The 20244-nt window shown below is 56.3% G+C and carries 20 protein-coding genes; 8 read left to right on the top strand and 12 right to left on the bottom strand.

What is annotated here, in order from left to right:
- Positions 1-206 precede the first annotated feature (206 nt).
- Positions 207-1244, top strand: a complete 1038-nt coding sequence (locus tag ERD78_RS11820) for a PDDEXK family nuclease (protein ID WP_129969497.1) — start codon at positions 207-209, stop codon at positions 1242-1244.
- A gap of 41 nt (positions 1245-1285) precedes the next feature.
- On the top strand, positions 1286-1519 hold the full coding sequence (locus ERD78_RS11815) for a hypothetical protein (RefSeq protein ID WP_129969496.1): 234 nt from the start codon (positions 1286-1288) through the stop codon (positions 1517-1519).
- A gap of 96 nt (positions 1520-1615) precedes the next feature.
- On the opposite strand, the gene ERD78_RS11810 is transcribed toward ERD78_RS11815, so the two are convergent.
- The 5 genes from ERD78_RS11810 to ERD78_RS11790 all read right to left on the bottom strand — a co-directional run bounded on the left by ERD78_RS11810 (position 1616) and on the right by ERD78_RS11790 (position 7059).
- Positions 1616-2362, bottom strand: a complete 747-nt coding sequence (locus ERD78_RS11810) for a class II aldolase/adducin family protein (RefSeq protein ID WP_129969495.1) — start codon at positions 2360-2362, stop codon at positions 1616-1618.
- A gap of 119 nt (positions 2363-2481) precedes the next feature.
- Complete coding sequence (locus ERD78_RS11805; protein WP_129969494.1) at positions 2482-3528, bottom strand: TRAP transporter substrate-binding protein; 1047 nt, start codon at positions 3526-3528, stop codon at positions 2482-2484.
- Positions 3529-3578: 50 nt separating this feature from the next.
- On the bottom strand, positions 3579-4865 hold the full coding sequence (locus ERD78_RS11800; RefSeq protein ID WP_129969493.1) for a TRAP transporter large permease: 1287 nt from the start codon (positions 4863-4865) through the stop codon (positions 3579-3581).
- Positions 4866-4868: 3 nt separating this feature from the next.
- Positions 4869-5411, bottom strand: coding sequence for a TRAP transporter small permease (locus ERD78_RS11795; RefSeq protein ID WP_167668919.1), 543 nt, complete (start codon positions 5409-5411; stop codon positions 4869-4871).
- A gap of 34 nt (positions 5412-5445) precedes the next feature.
- Complete coding sequence (locus tag ERD78_RS11790; protein ID WP_245152447.1) at positions 5446-7059, bottom strand: thiamine pyrophosphate-dependent enzyme; 1614 nt, start codon at positions 7057-7059, stop codon at positions 5446-5448.
- 176 nt (positions 7060-7235) lie between these two features.
- On the opposite strand from ERD78_RS11790, the gene ERD78_RS11785 reads away from it, so the two are divergent.
- Both ERD78_RS11785 and ERD78_RS11780 read left to right on the top strand, forming a co-directional pair.
- The gene (locus ERD78_RS11785; RefSeq protein WP_129969490.1) at positions 7236-8198 is read left to right on the top strand and encodes a LysR family transcriptional regulator; all 963 of its coding nucleotides are present in this window, start codon (positions 7236-7238) and stop codon (positions 8196-8198) included.
- A gap of 95 nt (positions 8199-8293) precedes the next feature.
- Positions 8294-9196 carry a DMT family transporter gene (locus ERD78_RS11780; protein WP_342365342.1) on the top strand — a complete coding sequence of 301 codons (903 nt, stop codon included), beginning with the start codon at positions 8294-8296 and terminating at the stop codon, positions 9194-9196.
- 109 nt (positions 9197-9305) lie between these two features.
- Here ERD78_RS11780 and ERD78_RS11775 read toward each other — a convergent pair whose 3' ends face one another.
- On the bottom strand, positions 9306-11147 hold the full coding sequence (locus tag ERD78_RS11775; RefSeq protein ID WP_129969488.1) for an ABC transporter ATP-binding protein: 1842 nt from the start codon (positions 11145-11147) through the stop codon (positions 9306-9308).
- A gap of 189 nt (positions 11148-11336) precedes the next feature.
- On the opposite strand from ERD78_RS11775, the gene ERD78_RS11770 reads away from it, so the two are divergent.
- A complete protein-coding gene (locus ERD78_RS11770) occupies positions 11337-13724 on the top strand; it encodes an exo-alpha-sialidase (protein WP_129969487.1) in 2388 nt (795 codons plus the stop codon).
- A gap of 63 nt (positions 13725-13787) precedes the next feature.
- Here ERD78_RS11770 and ERD78_RS11765 read toward each other — a convergent pair whose 3' ends face one another.
- A complete protein-coding gene (locus ERD78_RS11765; RefSeq protein WP_129969486.1) occupies positions 13788-14783 on the bottom strand; it encodes an SDR family oxidoreductase in 996 nt (331 codons plus the stop codon).
- A 75-nt stretch (positions 14784-14858) separates the two neighbouring features.
- Here ERD78_RS11765 and ERD78_RS11760 point away from each other — a divergent pair, with 75 nt between their 5' ends.
- The gene (locus ERD78_RS11760; RefSeq protein ID WP_129969485.1) at positions 14859-15098 is read left to right on the top strand and encodes a hypothetical protein; all 240 of its coding nucleotides are present in this window, start codon (positions 14859-14861) and stop codon (positions 15096-15098) included.
- A 37-nt stretch (positions 15099-15135) separates the two neighbouring features.
- On the opposite strand, the gene ERD78_RS11755 is transcribed toward ERD78_RS11760, so the two are convergent.
- Together ERD78_RS11755 and ERD78_RS11750 are read right to left on the bottom strand one after the other, a co-directional pair.
- Positions 15136-15327, bottom strand: a complete 192-nt coding sequence (locus ERD78_RS11755; RefSeq protein ID WP_129969484.1) for a hypothetical protein — start codon at positions 15325-15327, stop codon at positions 15136-15138.
- A 45-nt stretch (positions 15328-15372) separates the two neighbouring features.
- Entirely contained in the window at positions 15373-15900 is a 528-nt protein-coding gene (locus tag ERD78_RS11750) for a DUF421 domain-containing protein (protein WP_129969483.1), read from the bottom strand.
- Positions 15901-16185: 285 nt separating this feature from the next.
- On the opposite strand from ERD78_RS11750, the gene ERD78_RS11745 reads away from it, so the two are divergent.
- Positions 16186-16413 carry a hypothetical protein gene (locus tag ERD78_RS11745; RefSeq protein WP_129969482.1) on the top strand — a complete coding sequence of 76 codons (228 nt, stop codon included), beginning with the start codon at positions 16186-16188 and terminating at the stop codon, positions 16411-16413.
- 47 nt (positions 16414-16460) lie between these two features.
- The gene (locus tag ERD78_RS11740; RefSeq protein WP_167668918.1) at positions 16461-16946 is read left to right on the top strand and encodes a BON domain-containing protein; all 486 of its coding nucleotides are present in this window, start codon (positions 16461-16463) and stop codon (positions 16944-16946) included.
- Positions 16947-17107: 161 nt separating this feature from the next.
- On the opposite strand, the gene ERD78_RS11735 is transcribed toward ERD78_RS11740, so the two are convergent.
- The 3 genes from ERD78_RS11735 to ERD78_RS11725 form a co-directional block, all read right to left on the bottom strand.
- Complete coding sequence (locus ERD78_RS11735; protein ID WP_129969480.1) at positions 17108-18238, bottom strand: TRAP transporter substrate-binding protein; 1131 nt, start codon at positions 18236-18238, stop codon at positions 17108-17110.
- A 110-nt stretch (positions 18239-18348) separates the two neighbouring features.
- The gene (locus ERD78_RS11730; protein WP_129969479.1) at positions 18349-19671 is read right to left on the bottom strand and encodes a TRAP transporter large permease; all 1323 of its coding nucleotides are present in this window, start codon (positions 19669-19671) and stop codon (positions 18349-18351) included.
- Positions 19672-19677: 6 nt separating this feature from the next.
- Positions 19678-20226 (bottom strand): TRAP transporter small permease subunit, encoded by a 549-nt coding sequence (locus ERD78_RS11725; protein WP_167668917.1) that lies wholly within the window; start codon positions 20224-20226, stop codon positions 19678-19680.
- Between the last annotated feature and the right edge of the window lie 18 nt (positions 20227-20244).

The following is a 20244-nucleotide window of genomic DNA, read 5'->3' as shown; positions in this document are numbered from 1 at the left end:
ATCCCAGTGCTTTGTCAGTGTTTGACGTTGTGCGTGAAGAGCTTGTTTCGAACTCACAGACATTTGTGGGATGCTCCGAAATACAACAACGTCGTTGAACTGTTATTACATGCAGCAAAAATAAATATAGTGAAATTTGGTATAACTATTTTACCTCTACCAAACAAGAGGGCACATAGCAAAAATAACTACCGACGAGACCCGATATGACGATTTACCGTCTTAACAGCGATACGCTGACCGAACTGCCTCAGACTTCGTTCAATGAGCTTGGCTTAAGGGAACGGACTGACATACAGCGGATTCTGAAGGATCATGTTGAGATCATTTCCAAAGATGTTATGGTTCTTGCTGAGGAATATGGCGACTGGGAGGATAGTCGGCGCCGCATTGATCTACTGGGCCTGACAAGAGAAGCACAGCTGGTTGTAATTGAGCTAAAGCGAACTGAGGATGGTGGCCACATGGAGCTTCAGGCTCTGCGCTATGCCGCCATGGTCTCAACGATGACCTTTCGACAAGCAGTTGAGGCGCACCAATCTTATCTATCGAAAAATGGTAAAGCAACGGAGTCTGCGGAAGAGCGAATCCGTGAGTTTTTGGATGAATCCGAAGACGAACCCACACTAGACAATCAAGTAAGGATCGTCCTGGCCAGCGCCGATTTTTCCAAAGAAATCACCTCGTCAGTGCTGTGGCTAAATGAACAAGGCTTGGATATCACCTGCGTGCGCTTACGCCCGCACCTTGCTGACAACAATATATTCTTGGACATTCAACAAGTAATTCCACTTCCTGAGGCATCCGAGTTCCAGGTTGCTATTCGGGAGAAAAATCGGGAACGTGAAGTCGCACAAACCTCAAGCAAAGACTACACAAAATACTGTGTCATTACATCAACGGGACGGTTTGAGCCACTGAATAAACGGGGTTTGATCTTCAAGGTAGTTCAAGAGGTGATCGGTCTTGGTATAAAGCCTGAGCAAATTATGGCAGCCGTTTCCAAGCGGGGGCATCGCCTATTTATTTCTTTGAATGGGCAACACACTGCCCCGGCGATTGCAGCAGCCAATGGTAAAGATGAAGACCGCTTTTTCAGTAAAGAGGAAGAGGTGTTTGTCGTTGACGACAAAAGCTACCTGCTCATGAATCAGTGGAGCAAAGTGTCAGCCGAACGGGCTTTAGCTGAGATTTTCTCGATCTTGCCAGAAGGCCATGGAATAAGTTATCAAGCCTTGGGCTAAACCTAAAGGGAATACTGCTCCTACGACTGCAAGATAGTGATATGGATGATTACAAGGTTGTTTTGCTGTCAGCGATTCTATGGCGCTTCTTACCAGTTACCGCTCATGAAAGAAGTGGTTTTGCACTTTTTGAACAGAAGCAGTGGTTAGTATCTGCGGGGGAATCACGCCAGCCTATTATCTACTTTTCGGCGCTACGCTGGGAATCATCGGATGTCTGTTCTTTGTTGAGCAACCAGAATATGCCCCGCGCCGTGCCGATGGGTTTCCAGTAGGTCAATTGCCGCGTTGATGGCAAGGCTGGCCAACCCGGATCTTTTCAAGTACACGCTGTATCCCGACCCGCCAGCAAGGCGTAAGCGCCCGCCATATTAATCAGCATAACCAGGATTGCGCCTGTCCAGGTAACGCAGCATCGCCGGCCATTCAAGCAAGCCGAAGCGCCGGCGCGTGGTGGGCAGGTAGAGGTAGTGTGTCTTGTCTATGACCTCTTGTGAGGGCATGTTGATTTCCAGCCCTGAGCCCAATGCGTCTACTTGCACGCGGCAGGCCATCTCCAGCCAGTACATGGTATTGAAGGCCTCGGGGATGCTGGACGATGCCACTAGCAGACCGTGGTTGCGTAGAATCATGGCGTCCTGGTCTCCCAGGTCCTGCACCAGGCGTTCGCGTTCTTCAAGATCCACTGCCACGCTTTCGTAGTCGTGATAGCGTATATCCCTGAATCGCATGGACGTTTGAGTCAAGGGCAGGAGGCCTTGCTTCATTGCGGATACGGCCATGCCTGCCCGGGAGTGCGTGTGGATGACGCAGCCGACATCGTGTCGCGCGCCATGTACCGCACTGTGAATGACATAGCCCGCCTTGTTGATATCCATGTCTTTATTCGGATTATCCAGGATATCGCCATTCAGGTTGATCTTTACCATGCTGGAGGCGGTCATTTCTTCGTACATCAGGCCGTAGGGGTTGATCAGGATTTCATCATCCGTACCGGGCACGCGGGCTGTGATGTGGTTGTAAATGAGGTCGCTCATTCCAAACAAAGGCATGAGACGATAGCAGGCTGCCAGATCGATGCGGATCTGGCGTTCTTGTTCACTACAGCGTGCTGTCATGGTGATTCCTCTTTGACATGCCAGGGGCCACAGGCCGCATGAAGAGGCCTGTGGTGGTATCGGGCAGCTGCCCTTGAGTTCTTGGCATCCTGGCTCTGGTTGTCGCGCATGCCGCGGTGCTATTGCACAGCGGCGACAGCCTTGCGCATGGCATCCAATGCCTTGCTGCCTGCCTTGCCGCGCTCATCCAACGCCTTGGCCCAGTTTTCCGACGAGCGTTGGAAGGCCTCGTCCACCCGCTTGTTGTCCGCCTCATCGAACTTGATGGTCTTGATGCCCAGTTCATGCATGCGGTCTATGGCCTTCTGTTCGGCGGCATCAAAGCCCTTGCAGCTGGTGGTGGAGACTTCGTGGCCCACATCCATGATGATTTTCTGCTGCTCGGGGCTGAGTTTGCGCCACGTATTCTTGCTGACGGCATAGGTCAGCACCGCGCCGGCGACGTGCTTTGTCTCGGTGCCACTTTTGATGAGATCTGTCAGCCCGTAGTCAAAGGCGCTTTGAGCGGGGTAAAAGGCGCCGTCTATCGTGCCGCGGGACATGCTTTCATAGGTCTCGGGTGCTGAAACATTGACGGGCACCATGCCAAGCTCCTGCATGGTGCGCGCCATTGCGCCGCCGGATGTTCGCATTTTCAGGCCCTTCAGATCATCCAGTGTGCGGATGGGCTTGTCGTTCGAGACATAGATGTGGTGGCGAGTGATGACCGACAGAATGGGAATGACGTTGTTGGTGTCCCATTCGTTCTTCTGCAGGAAGCCGCCGTCATGGGTCATGTTCCAGAAGGCGGTGAACCCCTGGCAAGAGTCGTCCGAGAACGCACCCGGAAGTTCGAAGACGGACGACAGCGGCATTTTGTCGCGCACATAGGACGGGCCGACGTAGCCGATGTCTGTCATGCCGGCTTGAGTAAGCTTGAGCATGTCCTTGGCTTTGCCAAGTTGCTGCCCAGGAAAGTATTTGAACTTGATCTGGCCATTGCTGCGTTTCTCGACCTCGTCCATGAAGGGTTTGGTGGCCAACTTGTAGATATAGCTGCCATTGGGCAGGCTGTCGGCGATGCGTAGCGTGAGCGCGTCGTCCGCGGCGTGGGCGGCTGTGCCCAGGCCCAGCGTCAACGCGCCGGCAGCGGCTAAGAAAAGAGGATGTCGTGCTAGGCGTTTCATCGTGTGTCTCCTTTGTTGGCGGCCTTGCGGCCATATAAGAATCAGGGTGCTTACTTCATCATGGAGGGCAGCCACAAGACGATTTGTGGAAATGCCAGTAGAAGGCCAATCGCCACAAGATGGGCCAGCACATGAGGCCAGATCCCGGCAAATACCTCGGTGACGGGGCGCCTGGCATAAAACGCCACCACGAAGCAGTTCAGGCCCATGGGCGGGGTCAACAAGCCGACCTCGGCGATCACGATGACCAGTACGCCAAACCAGATGGGGTCATAACCGAGTGCGATGACGACAGGCAAGACGACAGGCACCGTGAGCACCAGGATGGCGATCTGGTCCATGAAGGCGCCAAGGATTATGTACACCGCGAATACACCCAGCATGATCAGCCATGGCTGCATATGGAGGCCACCTACCCATTGGACGAGATCCTGGGTGACCGAAGTGAGTGTAAAGAAATAGCCGAATATGCTGGCGCCCATAAGAATCATGGCGATCATGCAGGTGCCCTGGGCTGCCTGCTTGGCGGCATCCAGGACCACGCTTGCGGTGGCTTTGCGGCGCAGAAGCGCAATCAACAATGCGCCGAAGGCGCCCAGTGCGGAGGCTTCGGTGGGTGTGGCCACGCCGGTATAAATAACCCCCGTGACCATCATCATCAGGACGAGCATCGGTCCGACGACCTTGAGCACGTGGATTTTCTCGGACAGGGTCTTGCGGGGCGACACCGGCGCGGAAGAGGGCTTGAGCGTTGCAAGGATATATACCGTCAGCATGATGGTCAGGGCGATCAGTAAGCCCGGAATGATGCCGGCGATCAGCAGTCTCCCGATGTTGGCTTCCGCCAGCAAGCCGTAGATAATCAACACGACGCTGGGCGGGATCAGCATGGCGAGCGTGCCTGAAATGGCCACGACGCCAGCCGCCATCTTGGGCTCATATCCATGCTTGATCATGGCCGGAAGACTTGTGGCGGACAGCGTTGCGGCTGCGGCGGTACTGGTTCCGCAAATGGCACCGAAGCCGGCACCCGCGATGGCTGTGGCCATGCCTAGACCGCCCCGCAGGCTGCCCACCCATGCGGCTGCGGCGTCGAACAGATCATCCGCGATGCCGCTTTTGAGCACCAGCTCGGCCATGAGCAGGAACATCGGGATCGTGATCATTTCATAGGAGCTGACCGTGGAGAGCGGCACGGTCTCCAGCACGCCCAGCAGCATGTCCCAATTGCCCACCGCATACAGGCCAACGGCTCCGCTCACCCCCATGGCGAAGCCGACAGGTACGCCCATGGCCATCATGAAAAACAGGAGCAGGGTAATGGAGATCGCCGTCATGAATTACTCGCTGCCTTGACTGGTGATCAGCGGGGCGTTCTCAACCATATCCCGTCCGGTGGCCAGGCTTGCGATCTGGCCAGCCAAACGGAATATCAATCGCAGCAGCAGCAGCCCTATACCCAACGGCACCAGTATGGAGGCAATCCAGGTTGGCCATGCCACCAGGCCGGATGTGGCGTCGTTGTGGATGAAATTGATATAGGCGCGTTCGGCGCCAACCTTGGTGATAAAGAAGAAGAGGGGAATGCTGACCACCGAGGTGAAGATTTCAGCGTAACGCCGCCCGCGCGGACCGAGATGTTGCACCACGATGTCCAGTCCTATGTGCTTATGGGCTGCATAGGTGCCTGAGACGGATAGAAAAAATACACCCACCATGAGATACAGGCCGATCATGTCATAGGCCCATACCAGTGGGGCATGGAGCAGGTAGCGCAAGGAAACGTCCAGCACCACAATAAGCATGATCACGATCATGAGCAGTGCCGCTACAACATCAAAGACTCGCTCTATCCAAATGATGATTCTTTCAAGAAAAGCCATGGTGATGTCTCCATTGTTGTTGCCACTCCCGGGCTTATGGTTGGTGCGTGGCGAACTCCAAAAACTGCGGTCCCTGATTCCGCATGGCATCCTGTATCGCGGCGTCTATCTGTTCCGGACTGGAAATTCTTTTGCTGGGCAGCCCGAAACCAGATGCGATATGCTGGAAATCGGGGTTGTAGAGGTCCGTCCCAAGATGGCGGCCGGGATATTGGGCATCTTGATGCAACCGTATGGAGCCGTAACGGTGGTTGTTGGCCAGCAGGAATAGAATCGGCAGCGCGCGTTTGGCCGCCAGTATCATTTCATTCCCTGTCATCATGAATCCGCCGTCGCCCACCATGCAGATCACTTTGCGATCGGGATGGCGCAGCTGGGCCGCAACAGCGGCGGGAACGCCATATCCCATGGCTCCCGAAAGAGGCGCCATGAGGCGTTGTGGCGGCATGAACGGGAAATGCCGATAGACGGGTGCGGCAAAGGTGCCCGCGTCCAGGCTGACGATGGCGTCCTCCGGCGCGTACCGTTGGACGGCCCGCACCACGCCGACAAAATCCAGCGCGTGGTCATTGTTATGAATGGGCCAGGTTGCCAGCTTTTCGTAGATGCCGCGCAACCTGTGGTTCCAAGCTTGACGCCCATCGTCCGGAGCAAAGGGTTCTTCGGGCATAAGATCGCGGGCCAGCGTCACCGGGTTGCATGCCAGTCCGATCCGGGGCGTAAAGTGCGCGCCGACAATGGCAGGATCCGGGTAGCAGTGAATCAGTGTCTGAGACGGCTGCGGCAGGTTGGGAAACCGATAGCCCTGGGTCGTAACATCATCGAGCCGCGTGCCTAGCGCGAGTATCAGGTCGCATTCCCTGAATGCCTCGATCTGCTCGCGCGGATTGGCCAAGCCTAGATCTCCGACGTATAGGGGGCTGCGGTTGGGAAACAGATCGTGGCGTCGGAACGCGACGGCTACCGGGATATTCCATGCCTGCGCAAACGCCAACAGTGCGGCGCGTCCACCTGGTTGATCCATCATGCCGCCCGCAATCAACAGGGGCCGGCGCGCATCCCGCAACTGCGTTCGTATTTCGTCGCGGGTGGCTCTCTCGGCTGTGGTGGGTGCGAGCCCGGGGGATATCCAACTGAATTCGTCCACATCCTGCTGCTGGACATCCTCCGGCACCACCAGCACGACGGGGCCCGGTGTGCCGGTTGTTGCAACGCGTATCGCCTTGAATGCCGCCTCGCCTAAAGCCTGGGGCGAGGATACTTCCACTACCCACTTTGCGATGGTCCCGTACATGTGCTGGTAGTCGATTTCCTGGAACGCATGTTTGCGCAAGTGCGATTTTGGCACTTGACCCACGATCACGATCAGCGGGATGGCGTCTTGCTGCGCGGTATGTATGGCGATGGCCGCATTGCTGGCGCCCGGGCCGCGGCTGACCATGACCACGCCGGGCCGGCGCGTCAATCGGCCATCGGCGCAGGCCATGAAGCCAGCCCCCGCCTCATGTCGGCAAGTCACCACATCGATGTGCGGATATTCGTTCAGGCCATCAAGAATTCCCAGGTAGCTTTCTCCCGGGACCAGAAAGATACGATCTACGCCATGTGCCGCCAACACGGACAACAGGGCATGAGAAGAGGTAGGCACTCGTGGTCTCGCAATCAGAATGTCGTCAACACGCAGGGCAGCCATGGTTTTGCACAGGCTCGATTCATTATTGGGCGCAACTGGCTATGCAATCAATGATGTGCTACATATATCAGTTATGTGCAAATTGCATCATTCAGGCACCCCTTTGGGCGATTTATCGACGGCAAACTCATATGGATCTGAACCGTGTGAAGTATCTGATGCAGGTAGCCGATCTGGGGAATTTTTCCCGTGCTGCAACAGTCATCGGAATCGCCCAGCCCTCTCTGAGTAGACAGGTTCAAAAGCTGGAGAACGAATACGGGGCCCGGCTGCTGTATCGTCATGGGCGAGGCGTATCGCTGACGCCCGCCGGAGAGGCCTTCTTGGACGAAATGCGTCCATTGATGCGTCAAATCGACATGGCGGCTAATCGGCTGCGCGATCAATCTGCGTCGCCATCCGGCGAAATCACATTGGGCTTGACCCCCACGGTGAGCAAGCTGATTGGCATGCCGCTGTTGACCAGCTTGAGGCGCAAGTTTCCAAGGTTGAGATTGAACGTGGTTTCTGGCTACAGTGGTTATGTACACGAATGGCTTGCCAGCGCCCGTGTGGATTTGGCCATCTTGCACGATGCGCGCAGATCTCAGTACGTCGCGGTTCAGCATATCGCCGACATGCAGCTTTATCTCATGTCCGCGCCTCATGTGCTGGCGCCGGCGGAACGCCTTGGCAAGTCAGCCGTTCCGCTTCTGGAGATTCCCCACCTGCCCTTGGTGCTCCCGACGCATAATCACGGCCTGCGACGCACTATGGAGGCGGCCGCCGGGATGCGCGGCGTGAAGCTCAACATCCAGTACGAGATGGACAATCTGGACCTTATGTGTGAAATCGCCGCCGCCGGTTTGGCGCATGCCACGCTGGCGCTGCCTGCCGCGCGCGAGGAACTGGCAAGCGGCAGGCTGCTGGCGCGTCCGATTGTCGAACCCGTGGTGATGACCCGTCTGATGATGGTCAAGGCGTCCAATCGTCCCATCACACATGCCGTCAAACTCGTCGAGCAAGAAGTATGCGATGTATTCAGGCGGGTTTTGGCAGACCCCACATCTGATTTGGGAATTCAGCTTGCACCTGAGCTGTCGGGGCGGGGTTGAGCAAGCGCTGACCCGTCTTGCATTGCCGCGATATATTATTGCCACACATCAACGGAAGCATGGGATGATTCCCAGGCTTTACTCGGGGACATGCCATCTTTAAAGCCTACATTCTTCTGGCGTTGACAACATTTTTCTGGGCGGGCAATTCAATCGCCGGAAAGTTGGCCGTGGGCCATGCTTCGCCCATGGTGCTTGCCACCATCCGATGGGCGAGCGTGATGGTGGTGCTGTATATATTCGGGAGGAAGCAGATTTACGCCGATTGGCCCGCCATCCGGCCGCGGCTGAGCTATCTGCTGTTTCTGGGTGCGCTAGGGTTCACCGTCTTTAGTGTGGCGCTCTACTATGCGCTTGTGTACACCACCGCAATCAATGCCAGCATCCTGCAGGGAGGCATGCCCCTATTCGTATTCGCCGCCAGTTTCATTCTTTTTTCCAGCCGCATAGGCATGGCGCAAGCGGTTGGCTTTATGCTTTCCTTCGTGGGCGTCATTGTCATTGCGATGCGCGGCGACCTGAGCCGGATCATTAGTCTCGATGTCAATTTCGGCGATGCTTTGATGCTTGTCGCCGTCGTCGCATATGGCTTTTATACCGCCGCATTGCGCAACAAGCCTCGAATACACTGGGCAAGCCTGATGTTCATGCTTTGCGTGGGTGCCACCTTGGCGGCGCTGCCCATGCTGGCTTTCGAGGCGGTTCGGGGCGACACCTTGATCCCTGATACGTGGGGCTGGCTGGCAATTATCTACATTGTCATCTTTCCATCTCTGATTTCTCAGGTCTTCTACATCAAGGCGGTGGAGCTTATCGGCGCGAATCGGGCAGGTCTGTTCATCAATCTGTTGCCGCTGTGGGGCGCGCTATTGTCGGTTGCCGTTCTTGGAGAAGCCTTTCTCTCGTACCACGCGATTGCCTTGGCGATGATTCTGGCGGGCATCTGTCTTGCCGAGTACGGCGGACGCAGGCTAAGCCGAGCAAACCATAGACCGTAGGTGTGGCCGATAGCGTTTCGCGTTGGCGCCATGCCGAAGCGCTGTAGCTGAATGGCTCGGCCACCTGCATATAAGCGTGCATGCACAACACATACGGTTTCGTTGTGAACTAGGCCAGAAACCCTCCGCTCTGATGCCGCCACAGACGGGCATAGATGCCGTCTTTCTGGAGCAGTTCGGTGTGGCTGCCTTCTTCGACAATACGTCCCTCGTCCAGGACAATAAGGCGGTCCATGGCGGCAATGGTGGACAGGCGGTGAGCGATGGCAATGACGGTTTTACCTGCCATCATTTTGTACAGGCTTTCCTGTATGGCAATCTCCACCTCCGAGTCGAGCGCGCTGGTTGCTTCGTCCAGCAGCAGAATAGGCGCATTCTTGAGCATGACGCGGGCAATCGCGATGCGCTGGCGCTGGCCGCCAGACAGCTTTACCCCGCGCTCGCCCACCAGGGTTTCATAGCCGCTGTTGCCTTGCGGATCGCTCAATTGCTGGATGAATTCATGTGCCTGAGCCAGCTTGGCCGCGTCCTGGATATCCGCTTCGCTGGCATCGGGACGGCCATAGGCGATATTGTCGCGAATGGAGCGATGCAAGAGCGATGTGTCCTGAGTCACCATGCCGATGGCGGCGCGCAGGCTGTCTTGTGTAACGCAAGCGATGTCCTGGCCGTCGATGAGAATACGACCGCGGTCCACATCATAAAAACGCAGCAGAAGGCTTATAAGTGTGGACTTGCCTGCGCCAGAACGGCCCACCAGACCTATCTTCTCGCCGGGGCGGACGTTGAGCTTCAAGCCATCGAATACCTGGCGCTCGCCGTTGTAATTGAATGCGACGTCATCGAATATCACCCCGCCGCGTTCCACCTTCAGTTCGGACGCATCGGGCGCATCTTGTACCTTCGTCGGCCGGGTCAGCGTGGCGATGCCGTCCTGGACGGTGCCGATACTCTCGAACAACGAGGCCATCTCCCACATGACCCACTGCGACATGCCATTGACCCGCAAGGCCATTGCCGTGACGGCGGCGACTGCGCCGGTGCCAACTTCGCCGCTGTGCCAGAGCCAAAGCGCGTAGCCGCCCGCGCCAAAAATCAGGCCGGTGACCAGAACCTGGTTGATTGCCTCAAACTGGCTGACTAGCCGCATCTGGCGATATCCCGTGTGTTTGAAGTCCTCCATTGCCGCGCGGGCGAAGCGGGCTTCGCGCCGAGTATGCGAAAACAACTTGACAGTACTGATATTGGCATAGGCATCGGTTACGCGCCCCGTCATGGACGAACGGGCGTGGGCTTGTTGCTGCCCGACTTTGCCCAGGCGCGGCACGAAATACCCCATGGCCAGCCCATATAGCGTGATCCATGCAATAAAGGGGATCATGAGGCGCAAATCGAATCCACCCGCCAGCGCGATGATGGTGAAGAAGTACACGCCGATACCGATCGTAATTTCGGAAAAGGTCAGCAACACGTCACGTACCGCCAGCGCGGTCTGCATGACTTTCGTGGTGACGCGCCCCGCAAACTCATCGGCGAAGAAAGACAGGCTTTGCCGCAACATCAGGCGGTGGAAATCCCAGCGCAGGCGCAGCGGCAGGTTGATGGCCAACACCTGATGCTGAACCAGCGTGCGCAGGGCCACGAGCACGATGCTGGCTGCCAGTACAGCGCCTATGCCCCACAGAACATGACGTTCATGCGCCGATGCCGGTTCCCCGGCCTGCCAGGCGGAAAGCAGGTCCACCACCTGTCCCAGGAAGGCAAACAGCCAGGCCTCATAGATAGACACGGCGGCGCTCAATGTTGCCAGCGCGACGAGGTAGCGCCGTGATCCGCGCGTGCAAAACCAGAGGAAGGGCAACAGGCCGCCAGGAGGCAGCCGGGGCTCCTCGGGCGGAAAAGGGGCAAGCAATGATTCAATCCGGCCCAGCAAACTCGCCTCCGCGTCCATGAGGATTTACCATACGCACTGACAATATATTCAGTTCTTTCCTCGCAGTATTTTATTAGAACAATTTGACAACAAGCTACCCGCCGTCCAGGACGCCCCGATCGTGCTCTGGTCATCGAACAAGATTCCTCCGGTGGCTGGTTGTGCAGCTAAGCGTGGCAGTTTCGATCCGAGCAGACAGGAGAAGCAATGAAGCAATCCCAGGCATCCCGTAGGATGCCCGTCGTATTTGTCATGATGTTGCTGGCGGCTGTGGCCATCATCCTGGTTCGCCTTGCAGGGGCCTGGCTGGAGGATGCTCAGTACTGTGGCGAGGACGGTTGCCTGGCCACGCTGCTCGCGCATTGGGAATGGTTGAGTTTCCCGGCTCGCGCCTTGTTCTGCCTGATTCCCGTGTTGCTGCTTGCGACGCCGCCAAAGCGGCATGCCAGGCAAGGCCGGGTTTTCCGTTTTTGGCCCCTCTATTTCTTTCTCGCGCTTCTGATGCTGCTAACAGGGCTGGAGTATATCTATGCCGTCGTGGGCTCTGCCATGGCCGGATCGATGTCAGCCTTTGAGAACTTCGACCCGGTCCAGCGGCTGTTGTATATCGTGTTCTTCTCACCGCCAATCGCTACCGTGGCAACGGTTCTGCTGGCGTGGCTGCCTGTTTCGGCCTTGTGCTTTGCGCCGGAGAAAGATGCTTCCGCAACGGACAGTAGGGGCAGGAGGGCGTTTTTCGCTTTTTCTCTGTTTACTGCAATTTTCATGGTAGGGCTGGGCTGGGCGCATCTTTATCTGGTTCTGTTTTCAGACAGTGACTATGTCATGTTTGTGGGCGAGTGGGAGCGTACGCTTGGTGTCAGCATCAATTGGTCCATCTTGGTCACACCCATTGTCTTGTCCCTGCCTGTGTGGGTGGTGGCGTGGTGGCGCGATCCAGGCAGAAGTGGCCTTTGGCGCACCATCCCTGTCGTGCTGCTCGCCTTGTTGCTGGGTGCCACGTATGCGCTGATCGGCTTGCTCGCCGCTTTGATTCTGTCCTCGGATGCATTTCGCCGGCCCGAAGACCTCATGCATCTGGTCTGGGGCTGGCTCATATGGATATGGGTAGCCAATGCAATGGCCACCTGGGTTGCGTATGTCATTGTGTGTGGGCGGCGTTCCCGGCGTGAATCCGGAAACCGGGCGCTGCTGCCGCGTGCCATGCTGGCAATGTCCAACGGGCTGGTGGTGGTTGTTTTCTATGGCGTCGTCGGCGTGATTGCCGCTGGAAAGCTGGGGTGGACAGGCTCGCAGCCTCACCGTACTGTCGCCGCTGATAAAGCGAACCTGGCGCAGATCGGCACGCCGTATGAAGGGCGTTGCGATGGCGTGGTTCGGGCGGGAGGAGAACTCTGGTATCTGGGATATGGCGATTTCTGGTCAGGCTTGAAGAAGCTCGAGAAGAGCGGCGCTGTCCGGGATATCGCCGCGCTGGTAGCGGGCCCGGACAATCCTCCATACCGGACTTACTCCGACCATTTCACAATGCTCTCGCGCCTGACATCCGATGGCGCGCTGCAGCCTCTGTTCTATGTGCGTGGCGAAGCCTGCCTAATTTCCGTACCTGAATCCCGGCGTGTGCTGCTGATGACCAGTCTGCGCAACGATACGGCGAACCCGCCGGCTACTTTCGAGTCGTCGGATGGTGGTGCCAACTGGACGGAATATACGGGCAAAGCGTTCTCCAGTATTGATTTGAATGGCGCCCATTTTCAGGCCGATTTTGTTTCCCGGGACGAGCTTTGGCTAACTTACTCGCCCTATGAGTGGGGTGATCGCCGGCCCTATATTGCACTGTCGGCCGATGGAGGAGATACGGCTCATTCGATAGCCATACCTTCTGAATCTCTTAGTTCGCTCGAGGACATTATGGAGAGCCTGCCGGCAGGCTCGCAGGTCGATGTGGAACAGGATCAGCGTGTGATCTATTACCTGACCTATATCTCGAAGGAAAAGGTGGTGCTCTGGGTTTCCCGCATGGTTGGTTACCATGCGCCCAAGGACGAGGCGGGGAAGTCCCGGTGGCATCAAGCCAAGCGTACCGACAGACTGGTGCTGAGTCATCACGGGGCTGGCTGGACGGTGGACGAGGTGCTCCATATCGATGATCTTTATATTGACGGATTGGCGCAGGCGCAAGGCGGGCCGGCATATGCCGTGCTGGATCACGAAGGCGCCCGGCACGGGACGATTGCGCGCTTGAACGCTGAAACCTTGCGTTGGGAGCCCCTGCCGAATACACCTGATCCGTTCGGGCTCCTGGGCAAAAGCAGAATCCGCAATTTTTGGGCCTCCCGGGGCACCTTGGTGGCCGAAGTGGACAGCGACTTGAAGTTGCCGCGTTGGTTGCGCTTCGGCGCTCGCGACGAATTTTCCGTGTCGGCCGAGGCCTATTACTACTCGGACGATGGCGGTAGCAACTGGCACAAGCTTGCCATAGACGATTATCCAGGCGTGCTGGGCATGGATAGAGAGCAGAACCGCCTTTACTTCCAGAACTACAGTCGCCGGACGGGGACATCGCCCGTCTACGTACTTGACCTGAAGCCATAGCGTTGTTGCGGCCGAGGCCCAGGGTATGCCTGCCTGTCATGCAGTGCTTACGGAGTCGCTATGTTATCCGGGGCTTCCTGTCACCGGAAGGACGATACCGGTGACAAAGCTGGAACATACTGGAGACGCCAGGTAAACATACGCAGGAGACAATTCCTCGGGCTGGCCCGGTCGCTGCATGGAAGTGCCTTCACCGAAGGACTTGATTTTCTTGGCCGGCTGGTCTGCAGGATTGAGCGGCGTCCAGATCGGGCCCGGAGCAACTGCGTTCACGCGTATGCCTTTCTTAATCAGGTTCGACGCCAGAGACATGGTGAATGCATGGATAGCGCCTTTGGTGCTTGAGTAGTCAAGCAGCGTGCCATGACCTCGCAAGCCTGTCACTGAGCCGGTGTTGATGATGCTGCTGCCCGCGCTCATGTACGGAACCGCCGCCCGCGCCATGTAAAAATAGCCATAGACGTTCGTGCGCATGGTTTCGTCGAACCGCTCATCGGTAATGTCTTCCAGCGCGCCGGCATGCTCCTGAAAGCCTGCATTGTTGACGAGCACGTCGAGCTTGCCGAAGGCATCGATCGCTTCCTGCACCGCCTTGCGGCAAAATTCCGGATCCTTCACGTCTCCCGGAATGAGCAGGCAGGTCCTGCCCTCGGCTTCGACAGCCCGCCCTGTCTCTTCCGCATCCGCATGTTCGTCCAGATATACAACGGCTACATCCGCTCCTTCGCGCGCAAACAATATGGATACGGCTCGGCCTATGCCGGAGTCGCCGCCCGTGACGATGGCGGCGAATCCTTCAAGCTTGCCGCTGCCACGATACGTTGGCGCCATGTATTGAGGCCGCGGGACCATGTTTCGCTCAAGCCCGGGCTTCTTCAAGTGTTGTTCAGGCAGCGGAGGTTGGGGATGCCGCCGGCTGCCCGTCTGGCGTGCCGACCCGGCAACCTTCTTCTGACCCGACTTTTTGGCATCCTTTTTATCCTGCTGCGCCTGGACCTCTTGTTGCTTGCGAGTTGTTTCTGTTGTATCGGCACTGCGTGCTTTGCTGCGTGTGGCCATGTCGCTCCCCTGTCTGGCAATTGCGTCATGCACGCAAACAGCATGCCTGGCTACATCTGGCAAGGAACAAGAGGCATGCATCTATTTTCTTCGGCTACGGCGCGGATAGCCGACATGCTGGCACGCGATGACAGCAGAGTTACGCTGCAGACTGTCAGTGCAGTACTGGTCGCCCATGGTGCGATGCATCTATTACCTTTCGACACAACCACCTGGGCCATGTTCTCCGCTTTGTTCGTGGTACAGGCAAATCACAACTGTTCTCCATTCATCGCTTTACTCCGCTGCTTTAATCCGCAGCTTTCGCATGTTTGACGGATAGCCAATAACGGTCATCAACGTACAAACCTCTTCATTGGTCTGAATCCACGCCAGTGCCAAGTGGCGCGTCCGCTTGAGGCTTATTGGATTTGTCGGGACGCTTGAGCCCGAGCTCAGGCAGGACATCCTTCTCCCTGCGTATTCTGTCTTTGTTCTTTTCCAAGTCGGATTCTCTCGACGGATTGATGCTTTTGATTCCCGGCTCAATTCTGGCCTTAGTCATGATATTTCTCCTCGACGTAATGCTGCTTCAGTTCCACCTTCGCGCTTACGGGTCTTTGGGAGGTCGCCAGAAGGCATCCTTCGGTTCATTCGATTTTTTCTTGATGCTGATATCGCCGGTTGATTCGATATATGCATACAGCACTTCCGCAACGTTGTTGATCTCATGCAGCCGCAGTTCCTCCATCAGCTCGTCTTCGCTTACATACTCACGTCGCATTCCACGCCGTTGCAACTTTCCATCCTTTATAAGCAGTATTCTGCGGGGCTCGAAGAAGGGGCGGGTTGCAGGAAAGAAGTATGCGATTCGGTTGGAAGCAGCGCTCCAGAACACCAATGTAAGAACAAGCAATGCACCCTCTGTGACGCTGTTATATTGAGCGGCCATACCGTTCTGTGCCGCGTCCGCAATAAGCACGAGCAAGAGCATGTCTGTAGTGCTGAATGATCCCAGATCCCGTCGTCCGGCCACGCGTAGCGCAATAAAGATAAACCAATACATAGCCGTACCGCGAAGCATCAGTTCCCACGGCGACATGGAGAACCCAAACATCCCAGACCAATCTATGCTCATGACTTACCTTTCAGGGCATGTAGTCGTTAATCCACGGCAAACCCCATGCCCGCGTATCTCCTTGGTCGTCCTCAGAAGCGATTTATCCTGGCAGCACCGCCTTGGAGGAACGACATTTGCTGGGGATCGAGGCATTGATAATCGAACCCGTAGCTTGCCGATTGGATGGCATACGACTCCGACGTGGCAGGCTTATGGCGGCGGTTGGAAAAATCTTTGGACAGGCGGTAAGAATTACCTCAATCCGCCTGCGAAGAACCGTCTTATGGCACAAGGGGTTCATGCATGGCTGCTGCCGAATATCCTTCTTATAAGTCTCTTGTAACGCGCCGGCCATATGTCGACGCGGAAGGACGCATATGGAAACCGCACGAAATAGTGTGGCATGGCGTCGACGTTACATTCGGCACCACGATCATGGCGCTGAGCGAAGAGCACGCCCGCTTGCTATTGGACGACATGAAGGCCACGGGTCGCATTGAGGGCGAAATTATTGCCAGCTACCAGACGTAGGGAGACCTGGCGTGGTGATGTGGGCCAACGAGGAAACAGGTAATCAAATGAACGAGAGAAAGCAGCAGGGTAACAACCGCGAGGCGGATGGCGGGCCACGCGATCACGATGGGCAGCCGGCAGGCAATACTGAAGATGGGCGCATCCCCAGCAGCCCTCGCATGCCCCAGGGGGAAAAAGCGGAGGTGGATTACCGGTCCTACGCCGAGGGGCGACAGTTTGGCAAGGCGGGGGATTATGGGCGAGCGCACCAGAAACTGGGTGAGAGACCTCCCGACCCCGAAAGTCCGACTCATATTTACCCACCACCGGACTACAGTCAGGATGATGAACGGATACGAGAGAGCATCCACGCAAGCCTGGCGGAAAGTGGCTTGGCCGATGAGGCCGTGTCGATTGACGTGAATAGGGGATGTGTTCGTCTGACGGGCTTTCTTCCTGACCGGGAGGCCTGGCGGCATGCTGAACTAATGGCGAAAAACTGCCCGGGCGTTAAGGAAGTTCGCAATGAAATTGAGGTCTCTCGTCGCTGAAGGCTTGGGCACTTTGTTTCTTTGAACGATGACAAATGTTACGAGAGTAAGGACAGGTGCCGTCGCCGTGCCTGTTTTCGCGAATGGCGTGCGGCCGGCTTGCCTGGTAGGCGAAGCCGGCCGCTTTCTGGGCGTTCCCTGCCAACGCCAGATACAGGGTTCTATTTCTTCTCCGCCTCGTGCTGCTCGTGAGCTGCTTTGAGCATCCTGTCATAGAGGGTCAGAATGCGCGAGCGATATGGATACACCATTTTTGCGAACTCGGTTTGTGAATCCAGGACTTTTTTGAAGAACGGATTCTCCTGCGCATACTTCTCGGTTACTTTCCTTTCAGCGGCAATGAATTTCGGGTAATAGTCCTCTGGTGTATCAAGTACCTTGACATCCTCCTTGTCCTGGAACTGATGCAAAGCCATGGCATTATCGTAGATGTCGGCGTTGAATGTTTCGGCGATGCTTGCCTTTGCCGCGACTTTGATGATTTCCTGGAGATCGGGCGGCAACGATTTCCAAAAATCTCCATTGATGAATATCTGGCCTACGTCGGTCTGCTGGTGCAGGCCTTGTAAATAATAATATTTCCAGATTTTCTGAAGACCGAGATTGCGATCATCTGCCGGGCCGATCCACTCGGCGGCATCAATAACCCCACGCTGGGCCGATGGCACAATATCTCCGCCCGGAAGCGCCACCGATGCAACACCCATGTTTTTATAGGTTTCCCCGGGGATGCCAGGAGGCGAGCGGTACTTGAAGTTCTTAAAGTCATCCATGCTCTCGATCGGCTCCTTGAACCAGCCCAGGGGATCCGGCCCCATGGGCTGCACCATGAACGCTTTGACGTTGAAGTGCATCTTGTCCATCAGCTCTTGGTATAGCGCCTCGCCTCCCCCGTTGTAGTACCAGGCAACCAGGCTGCGTTGGTCCAGGCCCGTACTGGCAGGTGCGTTTGAGAACAATACGTAGGCGGAATTCTTGCCGGAGAAATAATTGGGCCAGACGTAGCCAGCCTTGATGACACCGTTGCTGACGGAATCCAGAATCTGGAATGGCCCCACTACCGCGCCTGCGGCCAGCACCTCCGCCTTAAGACGGCCGTTGGACATGATGTCGATTTGCTTTGAGAATTTCTGCAGCAGTTTGAAGTAAAGACTGGCAGATGGGACTGCGGTTTGGATGGAGAACTCATGAATGTCTTTGTCCGCGGCATTCGCTGCTGCGGGCACGCACAAGCCCAGTGATGCGCATGCGATTAGAGCCCCAGCCAATCTGGTTTTTGTCTTGTCGAGCATTTCTACTCCTCCTTAGTCTACCCTCCAGTGTGTTCCTTTGATTTGAGGGCGTGAGTGAAAGAACCACACTCAAATTGATTCAAGCCATGGCATTCTCCTTGACGCGTACTTCAATCCAGCAGGCCGGTGACCTGCGGGAGCCAATGCACCAATATGGGGAAATTTATGAGAAGGAAAACAACGAGGATCTGCAGAGCAACAAATTGCACCATGCCCAGGTAAATGTCTTTCATGCTCCACTGAGGCACGACACCTTTCAGGAAGTATGACGACAGTGCCAGGGGCGGAGTCAGCCACGAGGTCTGCAGCGTTACGGCGATCAGGATACAAAACCAAAGCATGTCGAACCCGAGGTCCTGCGCGACGGGCAGCAGTATGGGCACCACCACCAGTACGATGGGAATCCACTCCAGCGGCCCACCAAGCACGAATATCATGAAAAGCATCAGCAGCAGCATGACCGTGGGGGATACCTGCAGCGCGGTGAGGGTTTCGGTGATCAGCCGTCCGCTGCCCATTCTTGCAAATACGGCGCCAAAGAAGTTCGCCGCGCCAATCAGGAACATGATGAATGCGCTGGTCTCCAGAGTGCGAAATACGGCTGTCTTCAACGGCTTCCATTTCAGGCGCCCGAAAAGGGCGGTCAGCACAAGCGATGCAAATGCGCCCGTTGCCGCGGCGTCGGTAGGCGTGGTAATGCCGCCGATGATCAGCCCGAGCGTTGCCATGATTACGATGGTGATGGGAATTATCCCGACTATCAGTTCGCGCGTTTTGGCCAGCGCGGATAGATGAGGCCCGTCGTATTTGAGTGCGGGGCCGAGAGCGGGATTGAAATGGCAGCGAATGATTGTATAGATAATGTAGACAACAGCCAGCAGCAGTCCTGGGATAACCGCTGCGGCGAACAGGGTAGATACAGGCACTCCCACGAGCGGGCCCATAACAATCAGCATGATGCTTGGGGGAATCAGTATCCCGAGCGTTCCACCTGCGGCGATGCTGCCGGCTGACAGGCGCGTGTCATAGTTGCTCCGGATCAGCATGGGGGCGGCCATTACGCCTAGAACCGTTACGGAAGCACCAACGATGCCCGTCGCTGCCGCGAACAGTGTCGCGGTTGCCAGAACGATTACATAAAGTGAGCCTTTGATTCCGCCCAGAATCATTTGCAAGGCCTTGAACATGCGATCCATCAACCCCGATTGCTCAAGGACATAACCCATGAACAGGAAAAGAGGGACCGCCGTCAGCTCGACATTGGTCATCAATGCAAAGAACTGGTACGTCAGCAGATTGAAGACCTGTTGTCCGATCGCCATGAAGCCAAATAACAAGGCGACGAAGATAAACACAAAGGCCATTGGAAAGCCCGTCAGCACGCCCACGACGGCCACGAGCAAGGAAATGAGGCCCAGCATAGGATCAGTCATTTTTGGCTACTCGCTTTTTGGAAAAGGGGCGTCGTTTCGCAGCACCCACACCGCCTTGATCAGTTCGGCCACTCCTTGGATTAGAAGAAGCACCAGGGTGATTGGAATGACGGTTTTCAACGGGTAGATGATGGGCATCCACGGGCTTTGAGGATAGGTTTCATGCTGCGACCAGGACTGCGCAGCGAAACGAAGGCCGTAGTCCAGGAACAGGAACATGGCTGGGAAGTACAAAACCAGATAGAGCACGACATCGATCAAGGCCTGCCAGCGCGGCCGTAGCGCAGCCATAAGAAAGTCAGCCTTGACATGGCTTCCCGTCTGCAGGGCATAAGCTGATCCCAACATGAACAGGGTGCCTCCAAGCATATATGTGACGTCATACGCCCATATTGTTGGGCTATTGAAGACATACCGTGCGGTGACTTCATAAACGAGCGCCCCGACCAGCGGCAGTATCAGCCATCCTGCCAGCTTGCCTATGAGGATGGATGGAAACTCCAACACTGCAATGACTCGGAGCAGTGCCGGCGCCGGCTCGCGTATATTATTCATACCCATCAGCTCCCTACT

It is taken from the genome of Allopusillimonas soli, from assembly GCF_004153445.1.
Taxonomy (GTDB): Bacteria; Pseudomonadota; Gammaproteobacteria; order Burkholderiales; family Burkholderiaceae_B; genus Allopusillimonas; species Allopusillimonas soli.
Note: the sequence above shows the minus strand (reverse complement) of the source record. Positions and strands in the feature narration are given on the sequence as shown.